General features: G+C 72.1%; 16 protein-coding genes and 1 pseudogene. 10 read left to right on the top strand and 7 right to left on the bottom strand.

The genetic code is table 11. From position 1 onward, the window contains the following. Positions 1–280: 280 nt before the first annotated feature. Together AB0M11_RS03935 and AB0M11_RS03930 are read right to left on the bottom strand one after the other, a co-directional pair. Complete coding sequence (locus AB0M11_RS03935) at positions 281–1,321, bottom strand: hypothetical protein (protein ID WP_365700992.1); 1,041 nt, start codon at positions 1,319–1,321, stop codon at positions 281–283. Next, the gene (locus AB0M11_RS03930; protein WP_365700990.1) at positions 1,321–1,983 is read right to left on the bottom strand and encodes an RNA polymerase sigma factor; all 663 of its coding nucleotides are present in this window, start codon (positions 1,981–1,983) and stop codon (positions 1,321–1,323) included. The genes AB0M11_RS03935 and AB0M11_RS03930 overlap by 1 nt, the downstream gene beginning before the upstream one ends. A gap of 605 nt (positions 1,984–2,588) precedes the next feature. Here AB0M11_RS03930 and AB0M11_RS03925 point away from each other — a divergent pair. Then, positions 2,589–4,919, top strand: a complete 2,331-nt coding sequence (locus tag AB0M11_RS03925) for an N-acetylmuramoyl-L-alanine amidase (RefSeq protein ID WP_365700988.1) — start codon at positions 2,589–2,591, stop codon at positions 4,917–4,919. 130 nt (positions 4,920–5,049) lie between these two features. Here AB0M11_RS03925 and AB0M11_RS03920 read toward each other — a convergent pair. From AB0M11_RS03920 to AB0M11_RS03905, 4 genes and pseudogenes are all read right to left on the bottom strand, one after another. Further along, positions 5,050–5,342: pseudogene (locus tag AB0M11_RS03920) on the bottom strand (hypothetical protein); the annotation flags it as partial. Positions 5,343–5,389: 47 nt separating this feature from the next. After that, positions 5,390–5,833, bottom strand: a complete 444-nt coding sequence (locus tag AB0M11_RS03915; protein ID WP_365700986.1) for a hypothetical protein — start codon at positions 5,831–5,833, stop codon at positions 5,390–5,392. Between the two features lie 191 nt (positions 5,834–6,024). Further along, positions 6,025–6,594 carry a hypothetical protein gene (locus tag AB0M11_RS03910; RefSeq protein WP_365700984.1) on the bottom strand — a complete coding sequence of 190 codons (570 nt, stop codon included), beginning with the start codon at positions 6,592–6,594 and terminating at the stop codon, positions 6,025–6,027. A gap of 435 nt (positions 6,595–7,029) precedes the next feature. Next, entirely contained in the window at positions 7,030–8,697 is a 1,668-nt protein-coding gene (locus tag AB0M11_RS03905) for a glycoside hydrolase family 20 protein (protein WP_365700982.1), read from the bottom strand. 155 nt (positions 8,698–8,852) lie between these two features. Between AB0M11_RS03905 and AB0M11_RS03900 the strand changes: the two genes are divergently transcribed. The 9 genes from AB0M11_RS03900 (at position 8,853) to AB0M11_RS03860 (ending at position 15,392) form a co-directional block, all read left to right on the top strand. Continuing rightward, positions 8,853–9,425 carry a 2-oxo-4-hydroxy-4-carboxy-5-ureidoimidazoline decarboxylase gene (locus tag AB0M11_RS03900; RefSeq protein ID WP_365700980.1) on the top strand — a complete coding sequence of 191 codons (573 nt, stop codon included), beginning with the start codon at positions 8,853–8,855 and terminating at the stop codon, positions 9,423–9,425. A 194-nt stretch (positions 9,426–9,619) separates the two neighbouring features. Further along, positions 9,620–10,000: a succinate dehydrogenase, cytochrome b556 subunit gene (sdhC, locus tag AB0M11_RS03895; RefSeq protein WP_071659649.1), complete on the top strand. Its 381-nt coding sequence runs from the start codon at positions 9,620–9,622 to the stop codon at positions 9,998–10,000. A 5-nt stretch (positions 10,001–10,005) separates the two neighbouring features. Further along, on the top strand, positions 10,006–10,488 hold the full coding sequence (locus AB0M11_RS03890) for a succinate dehydrogenase hydrophobic membrane anchor subunit (protein WP_365700978.1): 483 nt from the start codon (positions 10,006–10,008) through the stop codon (positions 10,486–10,488). Between the two features lie 19 nt (positions 10,489–10,507). Beyond that, positions 10,508–12,262: a succinate dehydrogenase flavoprotein subunit gene (gene sdhA / locus AB0M11_RS03885; RefSeq protein ID WP_365700976.1), complete on the top strand. Its 1,755-nt coding sequence runs from the start codon at positions 10,508–10,510 to the stop codon at positions 12,260–12,262. Continuing rightward, positions 12,262–13,035, top strand: coding sequence for a succinate dehydrogenase iron-sulfur subunit (locus tag AB0M11_RS03880; RefSeq protein ID WP_365700974.1), 774 nt, complete (start codon positions 12,262–12,264; stop codon positions 13,033–13,035). Before sdhA ends, AB0M11_RS03880 begins: the two co-directional genes overlap by 1 nt. A 197-nt stretch (positions 13,036–13,232) precedes the next feature. Next, a complete protein-coding gene (locus AB0M11_RS03875; RefSeq protein ID WP_365700972.1) occupies positions 13,233–13,643 on the top strand; it encodes a VOC family protein in 411 nt (136 codons plus the stop codon). Positions 13,644–13,737: 94 nt separating this feature from the next. Beyond that, positions 13,738–14,145 carry a hypothetical protein gene (locus AB0M11_RS03870; protein ID WP_365700970.1) on the top strand — a complete coding sequence of 136 codons (408 nt, stop codon included), beginning with the start codon at positions 13,738–13,740 and terminating at the stop codon, positions 14,143–14,145. Between the two features lie 5 nt (positions 14,146–14,150). Continuing rightward, a complete protein-coding gene (locus AB0M11_RS03865) occupies positions 14,151–14,636 on the top strand; it encodes a DCC1-like thiol-disulfide oxidoreductase family protein (RefSeq protein ID WP_365701010.1) in 486 nt (161 codons plus the stop codon). A 9-nt stretch (positions 14,637–14,645) separates the two neighbouring features. Further along, a complete protein-coding gene (locus AB0M11_RS03860; protein WP_365700969.1) occupies positions 14,646–15,392 on the top strand; it encodes a TetR family transcriptional regulator in 747 nt (248 codons plus the stop codon). Here AB0M11_RS03860 and AB0M11_RS03855 read toward each other — a convergent pair. After that, positions 15,385–17,790: an MMPL family transporter gene (locus tag AB0M11_RS03855; protein ID WP_365701008.1), complete on the bottom strand. Its 2,406-nt coding sequence runs from the start codon at positions 17,788–17,790 to the stop codon at positions 15,385–15,387. The genes AB0M11_RS03860 and AB0M11_RS03855 overlap by 8 nt on opposite strands. Positions 17,791–17,889: the final 99 nt, after the last annotated feature.

Below are 17,889 nucleotides of genomic sequence, written 5' to 3'. Positions count from 1 at the left end.
GGGCGGCTTCCGGCGTTTTGTGGCCCCGGGTCCCCCGGGCCCACCGGGTCGTGTCCGCGTGTTGCGCTAGGGGCGGGGGGGGGGGGGGGGGGCCGGGGGGCACGGCGCCCCCCCCGCGCCGATGCACGAGCCGCAGGTACGGGGGGAACCCCGGCTCTGTGCGACGGCCGATGACCAGTCGGCTCACTCAGTACTGCGTCAGCGCCGCCGAAAACGTCACACCCTGCGGGAAGGAAGTTCAGCGATTTTCAAAACCGCAGGTCACAGCGGTGCGCAAAGGTCACAGGGCGCTGTACGTGGGGCTGGGCGAGACGGACCCGTTCGGCAGCAGGGAGGTGAAGCCGGTCGGCTCGGGGCTGGCGGCGCCGTCCTGGTGGTGGTCGTTGCCCCCGCCACCGCCCGAGCCGCCGCCCTTGCCGGGCCGGCCCTCGTCGCCGCCCCGGCCGTTGCCGTCACCCCGGCCGCCGTGGCCGTCGTTCCGGCGGCTCCAGCCCTTGCCGTCGCCGTCCTTGTCGTCTCCGAAGCCGCCGTCCTTGCCGTTCGGCCCGGTGCCGAGGACGGCCTTGCAGAAGGTGTTCACCCGGTCGGCGCCGCCCGCCAGGCCCTCCAGCGCGTGCTTGCGCTGGGCGCCCAGCGGCTTGCCGTCCCGCACGGCGCGGCAGGAGCCGAGCGCGCCGCTCCACCCGCCGGCCTGGGTGCCGGGGATGGCGGTGCCCCGGTTCCCCGGCCCGCCGGACGGATCGGGCGCGGGCTGCCCGGAGCCGCCGGACCCGGCACCGCCGGTGGGCGTGCCGGTCTCGCCGCCGAGCAGGGACTCGGGCGACTGCGAACCCGGCGGACGTGCCGGGGTGCCGGCGGCCGAGACGGAGGCGGCCGGGCCGGGACGGTTGTCGTCGAACGGCGTCGGCAGCACCCCGGTGCCGGCGGCCACCGCGACCCCGCCGAGCATGCCCGCGGCCAGCGCGGCGGCGAGGCCGAGCCGTGCGGGGCGGCCCCAGCGGGGGGCCCTGGCCGACCGGGCACCGGCGCCGATGCGGAAGAGACCCGCGTCGGCGCCCCGCCCACGCCCACCGGGCCACGTGCCCTCGGCGGTCCGGGCGTCCTCGGCGGATTCGCGCGCTTTGCGGAAGGCAGCCACCGCGGCTTCCTCACCGGGGAGTTCGGCGGTGGCCGGCGTGGCCTGCGCGGAGAGCGCGCCGAGCGCGTCGGCGAGGCGTTCTGCCTGGTCACGGGCGGAGGCGTCGACAGCTTCGAGCGACTCACCGCGCAGCAGACGGTCCGCCGTCGCTCGGTTCAGCCACGTGTACTGCTCGTCGGCCATCACATGTCCTTCTGCGTCCGCGAACGCATATGCGTCACACTGGCGGACGTCACCGCACGGGTATCCGGTTCTCGCTGGGGCGGGAGCGCGTCGAGGACGCCCGTCGCCTCGGCGTCGGCGCCCAGCAGTTCCGCGAGTCTCCTGAGCCCCCGGTGGGCTGCCGTCCGCACGGCCCCGGCGCGTTTGCCGAGGGTCTCGGCGGCGGTCTTGGCGTCGAGTCCCATGACGACCCGGAGGACGACGGCCTCGGCCTGGTCCTGGGGCAGCCGGGCGATGAGGGAGAGGGTGGAGTCGGTGGTCAGCGCCTCGATGGCCTCACCCGCGGTGTCCGAGTCGGCGGGCCGGCCGGTGAGTTCGGTCTCGTCGCCGCCGATCGCGGGGCGGCGGCCGCGCATCCGTATGTGGTCGAGGGCACGGTTGCGGGCGATCCGGGCGGCCCAGCCGCGGAACCGGTCCGCGTCACCGCTGAACCGGTCGAGGTCGCGGGCGATCTGGAGCCAGGCCTCGGAGGCGACGTCCTCGGCGTCCGGGTCGCCGACCAGTGTCCGGACGTATCCGAGCAGGCGTGGCTGGACCGCGCGATAGACGATGCGGAACGCGGTCTCGTCCCCGCCCTGTGCCGCACGCACCGCGGCAGTCAGCTCCGCGTCGTCCCCCAGCACCCGTGTGTTCCCTACTGTGCGCCTCAACCGGCACCGCTCGCGCGGTCGTGGTCGTCGCCGTCGTGTTTCCTCGATTGATGGTTGCGGTGTTCGGGACCGCAGATCGTTGCGGTGGTCATGCGTCCCCCGCGGCCCGGCGCGAACTGCACGTTACGACCTGAAACCGCTCGGCGTCCATGTCTGCACAAAGCGCAACTGACTCGTGACGCCCCGAGGTGTGACAGAAAACGCAGTCATGGCGCTGAACAGAGTACGGGCCGCCGCGCGGTCCGTACCGCGCGACGGCCGGGGCCTCTCCTGTGGGGGGTGGCGGCCCCGGCCGTTGCCCCGGTTCCGGCCCAGGCCGCCGACCGGTCCGGCCAGACACCGACGGCCGTCCCTCAGCAGACCGCGGCGCGCCCGCAGGGGCTTTCCCGCGCGTGCGCCTTGGCCTCGTCCGGCGACGCGATCCGCGCCCCGCGGAGCCCGCGAGCGCTCGTCGGTGGCTGGTGTGTGACGTTCGGTCAGGAGAACGCGCTGTATCTGAGCGTGACATGTGTGACTGTTGTGCCAGACATGACAGCGAGGGTCTTTTCTAGGGGTGGGGACGAGTGAGTCCACGCGGAATGCGTGCGTACAGACCGTTGAACGTGCGGCGGCGGGCGTGGCTGACGCTCGGGGCCGTGGTGCTGGGCGGCGGGGGTGTGGTGACCTACGCGGTCGCCGTTCCGTCCGGGCACGGGACCGGCGTGCAGGCCAAGCGGCCGGTGAAGGTCTACGACCTGGGGCTGAAGGCCGCCGCGGACGGCACGCGGGAGCTGCCCCGCACGCACACCCGGCAGTTCTCGCTGCTCGGCGTCTCCTGGACGGGTGCGGCGAAGCGGCTGCACGGTACGGCCCAGGTGCGCACCCGGAGCGTCGAGAGCGGCAAGTGGAGCGCCTGGCACGATCTGGAGGCGGCCGACCCGCTGGAGGACCCGGAGGCCGGCCCCGACGCCCGCGGCGCGTCCGAGCCGCTCTGGGTGGGTCCCTCCGACGGCGTGCAGGTCCAGGTCCGCCACGGAAAGGGCTCCGCCGACGCCGGCCTGCCGAAGGGGCTCCAGGTGAACCTGGTCGACCCCGGCGTGGCGACCACCGCGGAGACCCGGGCGGAACCGGCCGCGTTCGTGGCGGACGGCACCCCGGGCGACAGCGCCTCGCCGGCGGACTCCGCATCGCCCGGCGGCGCCGCTTCCCCGGCCGAATCGGCGTCACCCACCGACTCCGGCGCCCCCACCGGCCCCGGCGATCCGGCTTCCCCGGCGGACTCCGCGTCGCCCAGCGAGTCCGTGACGCCGACCGGGTCGGTCCCGGCCTCCCCGAGCAGCTCCGCGTCCACCGGCCCGACGGGCAGCGCGTCCCCGAGCCCGTCGGTCTCGACACCCACCGCGCCCCCGTCCACGGTGCCCGAACCGCCGATCGTCTCGCGGGCCGGCTGGGGCGCCGACGAGTCGCTGAGCCCGGACCCGTCGGACTACAACGCGGACGTGAAGGCCGTCTTCGTCCACCACACGGACGGCGCCAACGACTACACGTGCGAGGAATCCCCGGCGATCGTCCGGAGCATCTACGCCTACCACACGCAGACCGAGCACTGGAACGACATCGGCTACAACTTCCTCGTCGACAAGTGCGGCACGATCTTCGAGGGCCGCAAGGGCGGGGTCGGCCTGCCGGTGCTCGGCGCGCACACCTACGGCTGGAACCGGGAGTCGGCCGGTGTCGCCGTCCTCGGTGACTACACCTCGGCCGGTGCCACGGACGCGGCGCTGACCTCGATCGCCCGTCTCGCCGCCTGGAAGCTGGGCCAGTACGGCGCCGACCCGGCCGGCACCGTCAAGCTCACGGCGGGCGCGACCCAGACCAACTACTTCGGCACCTCGTTCACCGCGGGTACCGCGTACACCTTCAACCGGATCTCCGGTCACCGCGACGGCTACAACACCGAGTGCCCCGGCAACTCGCTCTACCCCCAGCTGCCGACCGTGCGCGTCTGGGCGGCCGGTCCGGTGCAGGGTCTTAAGCTCACCTCGCTGTCGGGCGCGAGCCTGTCCGGCTCGACGTACTACACCAAGGGCGCGATCACCGCGAACTGGTCCACGACCACGCCCGGTTCGCTGATCTCGAGGTTCGAGGTGCTGGTGGACGGCAAGGTCGCCGCCACCGCCCCCGGACCGGCGCACTCGGTGGGCGCCACGCTCGTCGCGGGCAGCCACACCGTGGCCGTCCGGGCCGTGCACCAGTCCGGCAGCACCACGACGACCGCGGCACTGACCGTCGTCGCCGACACCACCGCGCCCACCTTCACCACCGCGCCGCAGCTCTCGCTGCGCACCGGCACTGTCAGCACCACCGCCGCCCCGGTCACCCTCGGCTGGAAGGCCACCGACAACGCGGCCCTGAGGTCGGTGAGCCTGCTGTCCCCGACCACGGCCACGTTCGGCCCGACCACCACCAGCTCCAGCAGCACCGCCAAGCCCGGCACCGCGTCCACCTGGTCGATGAAGGCGTCCGACTACGCGGGCAACACCCGTACCTCGTCGCCGTCCTTCACCCCGGTGATCCTCCAGGAGACCTCGGCCGTCAAGTCCGGTACCTGGACGACCCGGGCGTCCACCAGCTACCTGGGCGGCAAGTCGTACTCCAGCGGTGCCAAGGGCGCGAGCCTGAGCTGGACCTTCACCGGCCGGTCCGCCGCCTGGGTGGTCAGCCGCGCGTCGACCTCGGGTCAGGCGTACGTGTACGTCGACGGCACCAAGGTCGCGACCGTGGACCTGAAGTCGGCGACGGCCTCCTACCGCCAGGCGATCTGGACGAAGACCTGGTCGTCCAGTGCCAAGCACACCGTGAAGATCGTGGTGGTCGGTACCAGCGGCCGCCCGACGATCACGACGGACGGCCTCGTGTACCTCAAGTAGTCCGTCAGGTGGCCGAGTCCACCGGTTCGGGCCTCCGCTCCGGCGCTGTCTGCGGGGTGGGGGCCCGGTCCGCGTTCACCACCACGCCGGCGATCAGCGCGCCCAGCAGCAGCGCGGCCATCGCCCACCAGGTGGCCACGTTGAAGCCGACCAGGCCGGTCATGAACGCGATCTTGCGTCCCGCGAGGTCGGCGACCCGGCCGCCGAGCAGCAGCAGTCCGCCGGAGGCGAGCGTGTAGGCGGTGATCACCCTCCCCCACTGCCTTAAGGGCGTGGGGGGACCCCCACCCGGTTGCCGTCGGACATGTGCAGGGCGATCCGGGCGGAGGGAAGCGCGATGTTGACGATGGTCATGTCGAGCACGACCATCAGCTGGGCCAGCGCGATGAGGACGAGGGCCCACCGGCGACGGTTGTCGGCCATGGGCCAACCGTGCTCCGGCACCGGCCGCCTGGGAACGCCCGCGTCTCCTATTGCCGTGTTTTTGCCGAGCCGCCCACCGCGTCCAGCGCGTCCCGGCACAGCAGGCGCAGCGAGCCGTGGCCGCCGTAACACCGCCGGGCCTCGTCGATCGGGTCCCACAGGCGGCCGTCGGGGGTGCGGATCCAGTGGTCGCCGCCGGACGCCCACCACTCGGCGCCGGTGTGCCGGACGATCACCTCGCCGGCGTAGGCCCCGAGACCGCGCAGCGTCTCCCGCACGGCGTCGTACGGCGCGTCCTCCCGGCGTATCTCCTCGACCATGCGGTCGACCCGCCACAGACTCTGGGCCGAGTAGTCGAGCCGGACCCGCGCGCCCTCGCGCATCATGGCCACCGCGTCCGACGCCCACCGGGCGGGTCTGGCGGCGGCGTGCGGCCTGGTCCGGTGCGGTGCTGTCGTCCCGTCACGGAGTGTCTCGTCGTGGGCTGTCACACAGGCAAGAGCGAGGCCGACGGTGGTTTCGTCACCCAGTTACGGGGGTGCGCCGGCAACCGGCGCAGGACCCGCCCACCGCCCTCACGAATGGTTCACCCGGACCCGCGTTCACCCCGGCCCGCGTGCACGACGGCCCGCGTTCGCCACCGCCCCCGCTCACCCGCGCCCGCGTTTGCCACCGCCCCTGCTCACCCGCGTCCGCGGGCCCGGCGGGAGACGACCGCGCGCAGGACCCGGCGGCCCTCGGTGGAGACGTCCAGCGCGCGTCGCAGCCCGGCCGGGCCGTGCTCGGCGAGCAGTTCCAGCACCGTGACCTGGCGGCGCAGTTCGGCGGCGACCAGCGGGGACATGCCGTCCGTGCCGCCCTCCCGGCGGGTGTCGACCGAGGGTGCCGCGTCCTCGGCGGGGTCGAGGAGCCGGTGGATCTGCAGCGAGGCGACAGAGCAGGCGTCGGCCCACAGCCGGATGCCGGCGGCCTCCTGCGACTCGGGCGCGGCGTCCAGCATCCGCCGGGCGAGCGCCTCGGCCTCGCCGGCCGCCTCGCCCGCCGGCGCGCCGGTCTCCTCGCCGGCGCCGAGCGCGCCGCGCGCCTTCTGCAGTCCCACGCTCCAGTCGGAGCCGTCGGCGAGGCTCGCCCAGAGGGGCCGCAGCACCAGGTCGTCCCCGCCCAGCAGCGGCACGCACCGATCCAAACAGGCCAACCCGCTGGCAGCCAGTCCGCGTTCATCGGCCTGAGCGATCAGCTCCACCAGGCTCATCCCACGCCTCCCAGAAACGGTACATACCAAGGCCCCACTTGCGCGGAGCGCGCATTTTCCCTAACTGCGTGCGACCGTACGGCAGTGTCACACAGGCGGGACACCCAGGTGGCGGCGGAGTCCGAATAGGACGTTTTCAGCCAACGGCGCGCGGGGTGCGGCGCGGCGGCGGCCGGGCGCGGCGGCGCAGTGGGGACCGGCGCGCGAGGCGCGGCGCGGCGGTGACACAGGCCCGCGGCCGGGCGCGGCGGCGCAGTGGGGACCGGCGCGCGGGGCGCGGCGCGGCGGTGGCACGCGGCGGCGGCCGGGCGCGGCGGCGCAGTGGGGGCGGCGGGCGCAGTGGGGGCGGCGGGCGCAGTGGGGGCGGCGGGCGCTGCTCAGGACGGTGTCCCCGAGGACGCCGCACGGAACCCGCACGCCGACCGTGATTCCGTGTCAGCCCAGGCTGTTCGCGAGCGCCTTGAACTGCGTCCAGGACGTCGCCGGGGTGACCTCCGGGTCCCAGAGCTTCTCGATGGTGGCCCGCAGCGGCATCCGGATGCCGGCCGCCACCTGGTCCTGGGTCTGGGAGTCGGCGAGGTCGCACCAGACGGCGAAGGAGCCGCCGAGGACCTGGGGTTCGTACCGCGCGGCCACGGCCGAGGTGCCGCGCAGCATGCGCGGGATCCACTGCTCGTAGATCCGCTGCCCGGTCGGGTAGACGAAGGTGTTGGGCTCGCCGAGGACGTAGTACAGGTACTCGTCGTTGTAGTTGAGGACCTTGCGGCCCGCCCTCAGGTACTCCACGGGCTGCCGGGCGCCGTTCTCCTTGCCGGTCCAGTAGGCGACCTGGAGGTCTTCGGCGGGCTGCTCGGCGGCGGCGCCGCGCAGGAAGCCGTCGTTCCACGCCCGCATGGTCCGCTCGTGGGCGCGGACGGTGTCGGCGCGGGCGTTCAGCCAGCCGGTGGTGAGGTCGGCGACGGTGGCGCGGGAGCCGTACTCCCGCCGGGCGGCCGCCGCGAGCTGCGGGTAGGAGGCCTCCGGGTCGGCGACGGTCAGGGCCTGGTACTCGTCGCCGCCGAGGTTCCAGTAGGAGCCGGGGAACAGGTCGGCGTACTCGCCGAGCAGGTCGTCCACGAGCTTCGCCGCGGCGTCCTCGGAGATGTCGACGGCACCCCTGGTGGCCACGCCCTGCGCGTTGCGCAGTTGCAGCTCCGGGTGGGCGGCGAGGACGGCGCCGAGGTGGCCGGGCGAGTCGATCTCCGGCACGACCTGGATGTGCCGGGCGGCGGCGAGCGCGACGATCTCCTTCACCTGGGCCTTGGTCAGGTGGTCCCGGGAGACGATCTCGGGGTGGGTGTCCGACTCGATCCGGAAGCCCTGGTCGTCGGAGAAGTGCAGCCCGAGCTGGTTGAACTTCAGGTCGCCGAGTTCTCGTATCCGGGCCTCCACCCAGCCCGCGGTGAACGGCTTGCGGGCGATGTCCAGCATGAACCCGCGCTGCGGCTTGGCCGGTGCGTCCTTCACGACCCCCTCCGGGGCCGTACCGCCGCCGTGCACCTCCTGCTTCAGCGTCCGGGTGCCGTAGAAGACGCCCGCGTCACCGGGCCCGCTGATCCGGACCGTCCCGCCGCCGACGGTCATGGTGTACGACTCCGGGTCCCCGGCGCCGCCGAGGTCGAGCCGCAGGTCGCCGGGCCGGACGTCGTCGTCCGCCCCCTTCTGTCCGGCGTACGACAGCCCCAGCTCGCCCGCCGTCAGCCGCCCCTCGTCGGCCAGCGCCGCGTTGCTCACCACGACCCGGCCGCCCGGCCGCGGCCGCCAGCCGGGGCCGCGGGCGGCGGTGTGGGAGCGGACGGCGGGGATGGTGCGGGGGGCCTGGGAGAGGGGGTAGCTGCGCGTCGGCGTGGGCGCGGGGGTGGCCGCACCGGAGCGCCCCGCGGACGAGGCCGGTGCGCTGGCGGAGGGCTGCCGGGCCGCGCCGGCGCCGCTCCCGCCGCCCGAGGAGGCCCACACGCCGAGGCCGGTACCGAGCGCGACGGTCCCGGCGAAGGCCGCGGCGATCACCACCGCCCGCCTCCGCGCCCCCTGCCGTGCCGTCGGCCCGCGCCTGTGCTGGCTCACGGCTCCAACCTACGACGCGGCACCCTCACGTCCGTCATCGACCCCGTCCGAAACTCTCCCGTTCGGGTGAAACTCAGGCAACCATCGGACACACCGTGAACGTCATCGATAACGTCGACGACACTTCTCTCACAGCATCCCCTGCCACACCGCCCGTGACGCGAGGACCCACGCTGCCCGCCCACCGTCTGCCCCCTCTTCCCGCCCCGCTGGACGCGTTCAACGCCGCCCCCGACCACGAGGCCGGCGCACTCCTCCTGCGCTGCCTGCACAGCCCGCGCTGGTGCCGCCGCATCGCCGACCACCGCCCCTACCCCGACGTGGAGTCCCTCCTGGCCGCGGCGGACGAGGCGGCGTACGACCTGTCCCCGGGCGACCTCGCGGAGGCCCTGGCGGGCGAGCGTCTGCCGCGGGTGCCTGACGGCACCTACGGGGCCGCCCGCACAGCGCTGAGCGCGGCGCACGCGACGTACGAGGCGAAATTCGGGCACGCGTTCGTCATCTATCTGGGGGACACACCGCCCGAGGAGACCGTGGACCGCGTCCTGGAGGGCATCCAGTCCCGGTGGACAAACGATCCGGAAGAGGAACGCGCAGTGGTCGCGGAAGAACTCCGGCGCCTGGCGAGGGGACGGCTGGCCGAGCGGCTCAGGGGCGCGGGGCAGTGTTCCTCAGCGGCTCCGCCACGGGGCGCGACCAGCCCCCGCGGCGGCGCACCCGGCGTCTGACAAGCCCCCACCCCCACAAAACCGATCTTTTGTAGCCCGTCCGGTGCCAGTTTGATCACACAAGGTAGGCCCCCCGTAAAGCCCCCAGCGGCGGCTGGCTAACATGCAGGGGGCCGGTGGACCGTACCCGGCCGGGCCCGACCGACACCCACAAGCCGGCGCGGCCCCGATACCCCGCTCCCGGAGGGACTTCCGTGCCGGCTGGAACGCTGTACCGCGGCCGGGAAGGAATGTGGTCCTGGGTGGCTCACCGAGTCACCGGCGTCCTCATTTTCTTCTTCCTGTTCGTTCACGTGCTGGACACCGCTCTCGTCCGCGTCTCCCCCGAGGACTACGACAAGGTCGTAGCCACGTACAAGACGCCGATCGTCGCACTGCTGGAGTACGGCCTCGTCGCCGCCATCCTCTTCCACGCCCTCAACGGCCTGCGCGTCATCGCCGTCGACTTCTGGTCGAAGGGCCCGCGCTACCAGAAGCAGATGCTCTGGACGGTCGTCGGTGTCTGGGTCGTCCTGATGGCCGGGGCCGTTTACCCCGTTCTCGGCCACGCCGCTCGTGTCCTGTTCGGGAGCTGACGCAGATGTCGACCACTGAATCCCCCGCCGCCGGCGTCGGCCCCGTCGAGGGCGCCCCCGTCTTCAGCGTGGACAACCCAGCCCCCCTCATCGAGGCCCCGCGCAAGCGCACCAAGAAGACCCCGCGCTCCACCCGCGGCAACTTCGAGATGGCCGCCTGGCTGTTCATGCGCCTGTCCGGTGTCGTGCTCGTCGTGCTGGTCCTCGGCCACCTGCTGATCCAGCTGGTGCTCGACGGCGGCGTGTCGAAGATCGGCTTCGCGTTCGTGGCCGGCCGCTGGGCGAGCCCCTTCTGGCAGGTCTGGGACCTGCTGATGCTGTGGCTCGCGATGCTGCACGGCGCCAACGGCCTGCGCACGATCATCAACGACTACGCGGAGCGCGCGAACACCCGGCTGTGGCTCAAGGGCCTGCTCTACACGGCCACGGTGTTCACCATCCTGCTGGGCTCGCTGGTGATCTTCACCTTCGACCCGAACATCCGCTAGGCACGGGGCTGCGAGAATCATGAAGATCCACAAGTACGACACCGTCATCGTCGGCGCCGGCGGCGCGGGCATGCGCGCGGCCATCGAGTCGACGAAGCGCAGCCGCACCGCGGTCCTGACCAAGCTCTACCCCACCCGCTCCCACACGGGCGCCGCTCAGGGCGGCATGGCCGCCGCGCTGGCCAACGTGGAGGAGGACAACTGGGAGTGGCACACCTTCGACACGGTCAAGGGCGGTGACTACCTGGTCGACCAGGACGCCGCCGAGATCCTGGCGAAGGAGGCCATCGACGCCGTCCTCGACCTGGAGAAGATGGGCCTGCCGTTCAACCGGACGCCGAACGGCACCATCGACCAGCGCCGGTTCGGCGGTCACAGCCGCAACCACGGCGAGGCCCCGGTCCGCCGGTCCTGCTACGCGGCCGACCGCACCGGCCACATGATCCTCCAGACGCTGTACCAGAACTGCGTCAAGGAGGGCGTGGAGTTCTTCAACGAGTTCTACGTCCTGGACCAGCTGATCACCGAGGTCGACGGCGTCAAGAAGTCGGCGGGCGTGGTCGCGTACGAGCTCGCGACCGGCGAGATCCACGTCTTCCAGGCGAAGGCCGTCATCTACGCCTCCGGCGGCTGCGGCAAGTTCTTCAAGGTGACGTCGAACGCGCACACGCTGACCGGCGACGGCCAGGCGGCCGTGTACCGGCGCGGGCTGCCGCTGGAGGACATGGAGTTCTTCCAGTTCCACCCGACCGGCATCTGGCGCATGGGCATCCTGCTGACGGAGGGCGCCCGCGGTGAGGGCGGCATCCTCCGCAACAAGGACGGCGAGCGCTTCATGGAGAAGTACGCGCCGGTCATGAAGGACCTCGCCTCCCGCGACGTCGTCTCCCGCTCCATCTACACGGAGATCCGGGAGGGCCGCGGCTGCGGCCCCGAGGGCGACCACGTCTACCTCGACCTCACCCACCTCCCGCCGGAGCAGCTGGACGCGAAGCTCCCGGACATCACCGAGTTCGCGCGCACCTACCTCGGCATCGAGCCGTACACGGACCCGATCCCGATCCAGCCCACCGCGCACTACGCCATGGGCGGCATCCCGACCAACGTCGAGGGTGAGGTCCTCAGCGACAACACCACCGTCGTGCCGGGCCTGTACGCGGCCGGCGAGGTCGCCTGCGTGTCGGTGCACGGCGCCAACCGCCTCGGCACCAACTCGCTGCTCGACATCAACGTGTTCGGCCGCCGGGCGGGCATCGCGGCCGCCGAGTACGCGCACCGTCACGACTTCGTGGAACTCCCTGAGAACCCGGCCGAGTTCGTCGTCTCCCAGATCGAGCAGCTGCGCTCCTCGACGGGCAACGAGCGGGTCGCCACGCTCCGCCGGGAGCTGCAGGAGACCATGGACGCCAACGTCATGGTGTTCCGCACCGAGCAGACGATCAAGACGGCGGTCGAGAAGATCGCGGAGCTGCGCGAGCGCTACAAGAACGTCTCGGTCCAGGACAAGGGCAAGCGGTTCAACACGGACCTGCTTGAGGCCATCGAGCTGGGCAACCTGCTCGACCTCGCCGAGGTCATGGCGGTCTCCGCGCTGGCCCGCAAGGAGTCCCGCGGCGGTCACTACCGCGAGGACTACCCCAACCGCGACGACGTCAACTTCATGCGCCACACCATGGCGTACCGCGAGGTGGGCGACGACGGCGCCGAGTCCATCCGTCTCGATTACAAGCCGGTCGTCCAGACCCGCTACCAGCCGATGGAGCGTAAGTACTGATGGCAACTCCGACCCTGGAGAAGGCGGACGCGGCCCCCGAGCCCGGCTTCGCCGACTCCCCGTACATCACGGTCACCTTCCGGGTCCGCCGCTTCAACCCGGAGGTCTCCGCGGACGCGGTCTGGGAAGACTTCCAGCTGGAGATCGACCCGAAGGAGCGCGTCCTCGACGGCCTCCACAAGATCAAGTGGGACATCGACGGCACGCTGACCTTCCGCCGCTCCTGCGCGCACGGCATCTGCGGCTCGGACGCGATGCGGATCAACGGCAAGAACCGCCTCGCCTGCAAGACCCTGATCAAGGACATCAACCCCGAGAAGCCGATCACGGTCGAGCCCATCAAGGGCCTGACGGTCCTGAAGGACCTCGTGGTCGACATGGAGCCGTTCTTCCAGGCGTACCGGGACGTCATGCCCTTCCTCGTCACGAAGGACACGAACGAGCCCACGCGGGAGCGGCTGCAGTCGGCCGAGGACCGCGAGCGCTTCGACGACACCACGAAGTGCATCCTCTGCGCGGCCTGCACGTCCTCGTGCCCGGTCTTCTGGAACGACGGCCAGTACTTCGGTCCGGCCGCCATCGTCAACGCGCACCGCTTCATCTTCGACAGCCGTGACGAGGCGGGCGAGCAGCGCCTGGAGATCCTGAACGACCGCGACGGCGTCTGGCGCTGCCGCACGACCTTCAACTGCACGGACGCCTGCCCGCGCGGCATCGAGGTCACCAAGGCGATCCAGGAGGTGAAGCGGGCGCTGATCACGCGCCGCTTCTGATCCGTCCGCCAAGGACGATCTGTGCCCCGCTTCCGGTTCCGCACCGGGCGGGGCCCTTGTCGTGCCGCCGGGCGGTCGTGGGCCGGGGCGCTCGCTGATCGCCTTCGGCGGGCCGCCTCGCCCGAACGAGTGGTCGCCTCGCCGCCTCCGCGAGCGGTCCGGGGCGGGTTCCGCCGACCGAGACCTAATCTGACTGCATGTCAGATGACGAGTCGTACGAACTGCTCGGGTTCGACAACGTGGTGATGCCCGTCGGGAGGCTCGCGGACGCCGTCGCCTTCTACGAGCGGGCCGGGTTCACGGTCGGGTTCCGGTTCGACGAGGGCGGGATCGCCCTGCTGAAGGTCGGGGACGAGACGCCCGGGATCCTGCTGCGGGCCGAGGAGGGGCTGGGGCACCGCCCGGCGGTGTGGGCGTCGCCGCGCGTGTGGCTGGAGGTGCCGGACGCGCGGGCCGCGGCCCGGCGGCTCAAGGAGGCCGGGATCGCGGTGCTCGACGAGCCGTTCTCCGTGGCCACCGGCTGGACCGTCGAGGTCGCCGACCCCTGGGGGAACATCATCGGCTTCACCGACTACGCCAAGCGCCCGGAGCTGGCCCGGCGCGCGTGAACGGGGTCACTCCACCCCAGAGTTGAACGTGTTCAAAAGCAGGTCTACAGTCACCTCTGTCAGCGTTTTGAACGCGTTCAAGAAGGGGTGGGGCATGGACCGCACGGTCATCGCCTACATCATCTACCTGCTCGTCAGCATCGGTCTGACCATCTGGGTGGCCCGCACGCTCAGCCGCAACGGCCGGATCTTCCTCTCCGACGTCCTGCACGGCAACGAGCAGCTGGCCGACGCCGTCAACCACCTCCTGGTCGTCGGCTTCTACCTGGTCAACCTCGGCTTCGTCGCGCTCTACCTGCACACCAGCGACACGGTCGAGGACACCCGGGGCATCTTCGAGGCGCTGTCCGCCAAGCTCGGGGTCGTGCTGCTGGTGCTCGGCGTGATGCACCTCGGCAACGTCTACGTGCTCAACCGGATCAGGCGCCGCGGGATGATGGAGCGGGAACAGCTCCCGCCGGTCCCCCCGCAGGGCTGGACCGCACCGGCGGCCGGGGCGTGAGCGCCGTGACCGCGACCGCCGACCGGGGCGCCGCGCGCGTCCCGGTCCACGGGCTCACCGTCCTCTACGACGCCGAGTGCGGCCTCTGCACCCACCTGCGCGACTGGCTCGGGCGGCAGCCGCAGCTGGTGCCGCTGGAGCTGGTGCCGGCGGGTTCGGCCGAGGCCCGCAGGCGCTTCCCGGACCTCGACCACCGGGCCACCCTCGACGAGGTGACCGTGGTCGGGGACGCGGGGCAGGTCTACCGGGACACCGCCGCGTGGATCGTCGTGCTGTGGGCGCTGCGGCAGCACCGTCCGCTGGCCCACCGGCTGAGCACGCCGGCCGGGGCCCGGCTGGCCCGGGGCGCGGTGCTCGCCGCCGCCTGGTGGCGGGGCGGCCAGGGGAACGGCGAGCCGTTCCGCAGGATCGACGGGTGGGAGTACGAGCCGGGCATCGGGTGGATCTACGACCCTCCGGGCTGTACCGGCGGCACCTGCGCCACTCGTTAGGCTCTGTCCGTGTCCGCGAAGAACGACGGTCCCGTCGAGGCCGCTGCCCAGAGCAAGTCCGAGCAGACCCGTGCGCTGATCCTGGAGACGGCGATGCGCCTGTTCCGGGAGCGGGGCTACGAGAAGACCACGATGCGGGCCATCGCCACGGAGGCAGGGGTCTCCGTCGGCAACGCGTACTACTACTTCGCCGGCAAGGAACACCTGATCCAGGGCTTCTACGACCAGCTCGCCGCCGAGCACCGGGTGGCGGTCCGCGAGGTCCTGGCCCGGGAGACCGACCTGGAGGCGCGGCTCGCGGGCGTGCTCAAGGTGTGGCTGGACATCGCCCGGCCCTACCACGAGTTCGCCGTCCACTTCTTCAAGAACGCCGCCGACCCGGACAGCCCCCTCAGCCCCTTCTCCCCGGAGAGCGAGCACGCGCGCGAGGAGGCGATCGGCGTGCACCGCGAGGTGCTGGCCGGGGCGAGGACGAAAGTCGCCCCGGAACTGCGGGACGTGCTGCCCGAGTTGATGTGGCTCTCCCAGATGGGCCTGGTCCTGTACTGGATCTTCGACCGTACCGAGGGCCGCGAGCGCAGTTACCGGCTCGCCGAGCGGGGGGCCCGGCTGACCGCGCGAGGCGTCTCCCTCGCGCGGTTCCGGGTGCTGCGCCCGCTGGTTCTGGAGGTGCACGAGCTGTTCACGGACTTCCTGCCGGGGATGACCCGGGTCCTGCCGGATCCGTCGGCCAGGACCGGTAGCCCGGCTAGCTGACGGCGTCCACCTCGTCCCCGGTGAGCTCCACGTCGTACACCACCGGCCCCTCCGTCACCGTCACGTGCCGGGCCTTCGAGCCGTACGACGATGACGACACCGCCAGCAGATAGTCACCCGGCGCCGGGACGGAGACGATGTAGGAGCCGTCCGCCAGGGAGGTCACGCGGTCGAGTCGGCGGCCGCCCTTGGACATCAGGGTCACCGACGCGTCCTCCACCGGGTCGCCCTCCACCGTGCGGACGAAGCCGTGGACCGCCGTGGTCCGACCGGTCGGCTCGGCCGGCTCCGGGGCGTCCTCACCCGGCTCCACCGCGAGGTGCGGAAGCCGCTTGTCCAGCCAGGCAGGCAGCCACCAGTTGGACGTCCCGAGCAGGTGCATCGCCGCCGGCACCAGTGCCGTACGCAGGATGAACGCGTCCAGGGCGACCGCGGCCGCCAGGCCGACGCCCGCCATGGCCGCCCCCGAGTTGCCGCTCAGGACGAAGGCCAGGAACACGCAGACCATGATCAGGGCCGCGGAGTTGATGACCCGGCTGGTCTCCGCCAGGCCGACCCGGACCGCGCGCGCGTTGTCGCGCGTGTGGACCCACTCCTCGTGCATCCGGCTCACCAGGAACACCTGGTAGTCCATCGACAGGCCGAAGAGCAGGGAGAGCATGATGACCGGGAGGAACGCGTTGATCGGGCCCTCCTTGCCGAGCCCCAGCAGGTCCAGGCCCCAGCCCCACTGGAAGACCGCGACGAGGATGCCGAAGGAGGCCGCCGCGGCGATCAGGTTCATCAGGGCCGCCGTCAGCGGGACCACCAGGGAGCGGAAGGCGATGAGCAGCAGCAGGAAGCCCAGGCCGATGATGGTCCCGATGAACAGGGGCAGCCGGTCGCCGGTGACCGACGCGAAGTCCTTGGAGATCGCGGTCACACCGCCCACGTGCGCCTGCGCCCCCGCCTGCGGGATCACCTTGTCCCGCAGGGTGTCGATCAGGTCGTCCGTCTCCTTGGACTGAGGCGAGGTCTTCGGGACGACCTGGATCACCGTGACGCCCTTGACGGGCGGGAAGGGCGCGACCCGGGCCACGTCGGACGTCGACTCGATCCCCTTGACGAGCGCGGACGTGTCACCGCTCTTCGTGACCACCTGGAGGGGGCCGTTGAAGCCGGGGCCGAAGCCCTCGGCGAGCAGGTCGTAGGCCTTGCGGGTGGTCGTGGAAGCGTCGTCGTTGCCCTGGTCGGTGGCGCCGAGGCGCAGCGACAGCACGGGGACGGCGAGGACGGCCATGACGACCAGGGCGAGCGCGGCGATCCGACGGGGCCGCTTCTCGACGTTCGCCGACCAGCGGGCGGCGAGACCGCTGGCCCGCTCCGGCTCGGGGCCCTCGGCGGCGAGCCTGCGCCGCTGGCGGCGGCTGAGCACCCGCGGGCCCAGGAAGCCGAGCAGCGCCGGGAGCAGGGTCGTGGCGGCCAGGACGCTGAGCACGACCGTCAGGGAGGTGCCGACGACGACGCCGTCCAGGAAGCGCAGCCGCGTCACGAGCATGCCGGCCAGCGCGATGCAGACCGTGCCTCCGGCGAAGAGCACGGCCCGGCCGGAGGTGTTCAGGGCCGTGACCGCCGACTCCTCGGGGTCCAGGCCGCGCAGGATGCCGCGCCGGTGCCGGGTGACGATGAACAGGGCGTAGTCGATGCCGACGCCGAGGCCGATCAGGGAGGCGAGCAGCGGGGCGATGTCGGGGATGTCGGTGGTGTGGCTGAGCAGCTGCGTGGAGAACAGGCCCATGCCGACCCCGAAGACGGCGATGGCGATCGGCAGCAGCATCGCGAAGAACGAGCCGAAGGCCAGGAACAGCACGAGGGCCGCGGCGAGGATGCCGACCATCTCCGACAGACCCTGCGGGGGCTGCTCGACGCGCTGGATCGCCTGTCCGCCCAGCTCGACCTTCAGGCCCTGGCGTGCGGCGCCGTGCGCGGTGTCGACGACCTTCTGGACGACGTCCTTGGGCACCTCGTTCGCCTGCTTGGCGAAGGTCAGCTGGGCGTAGGCGATCGTGCCGTCACGGCTGATCTGCGCCGCCCCACGGGGACCGGTGTAGGGGCTGGTCACCGCGCCGACCCCGGGCATCTTCGCGATGCGGTCGAGGGCCGGCTGGACGCGGTCCTGGACCGCCTTGTCCCGCACCGAGCCCTGGTCGACCTTCCACACCACGGTGTCGGTGTCGCCCGAGGTGGTCGGGAAGGCCTGCTGCATCAGGTCGTACGCGCTCTTGGAGTCCGTGTCGGGGAGGGAGAAGACGTTCGCGTAGTTCGTCCCCGCCGTGGACGCCGAGAAGCCCAGGCCGAACAGTGCCCCCACCCACAGCAACAGGACCACCAGCCGGTGCTGATAGCACCACCGTGCCAATGCCGCCACGATCAAAGCTCCTTAGTCGGTCGTCGGTCGGTCCCCCAGGTCCTGACACCAGCATTGGCGGTGCCGCTCGCGCGCGGAGGGAACGCGCCA

Source organism: Streptomyces sp. NPDC051987 (assembly GCF_040680735.1).
Lineage (GTDB): Bacteria > Actinomycetota > Actinomycetes > Streptomycetales > Streptomycetaceae > Streptomyces.
Note: the sequence above shows the minus strand (reverse complement) of the source record. Positions and strands in the feature narration are given on the sequence as shown.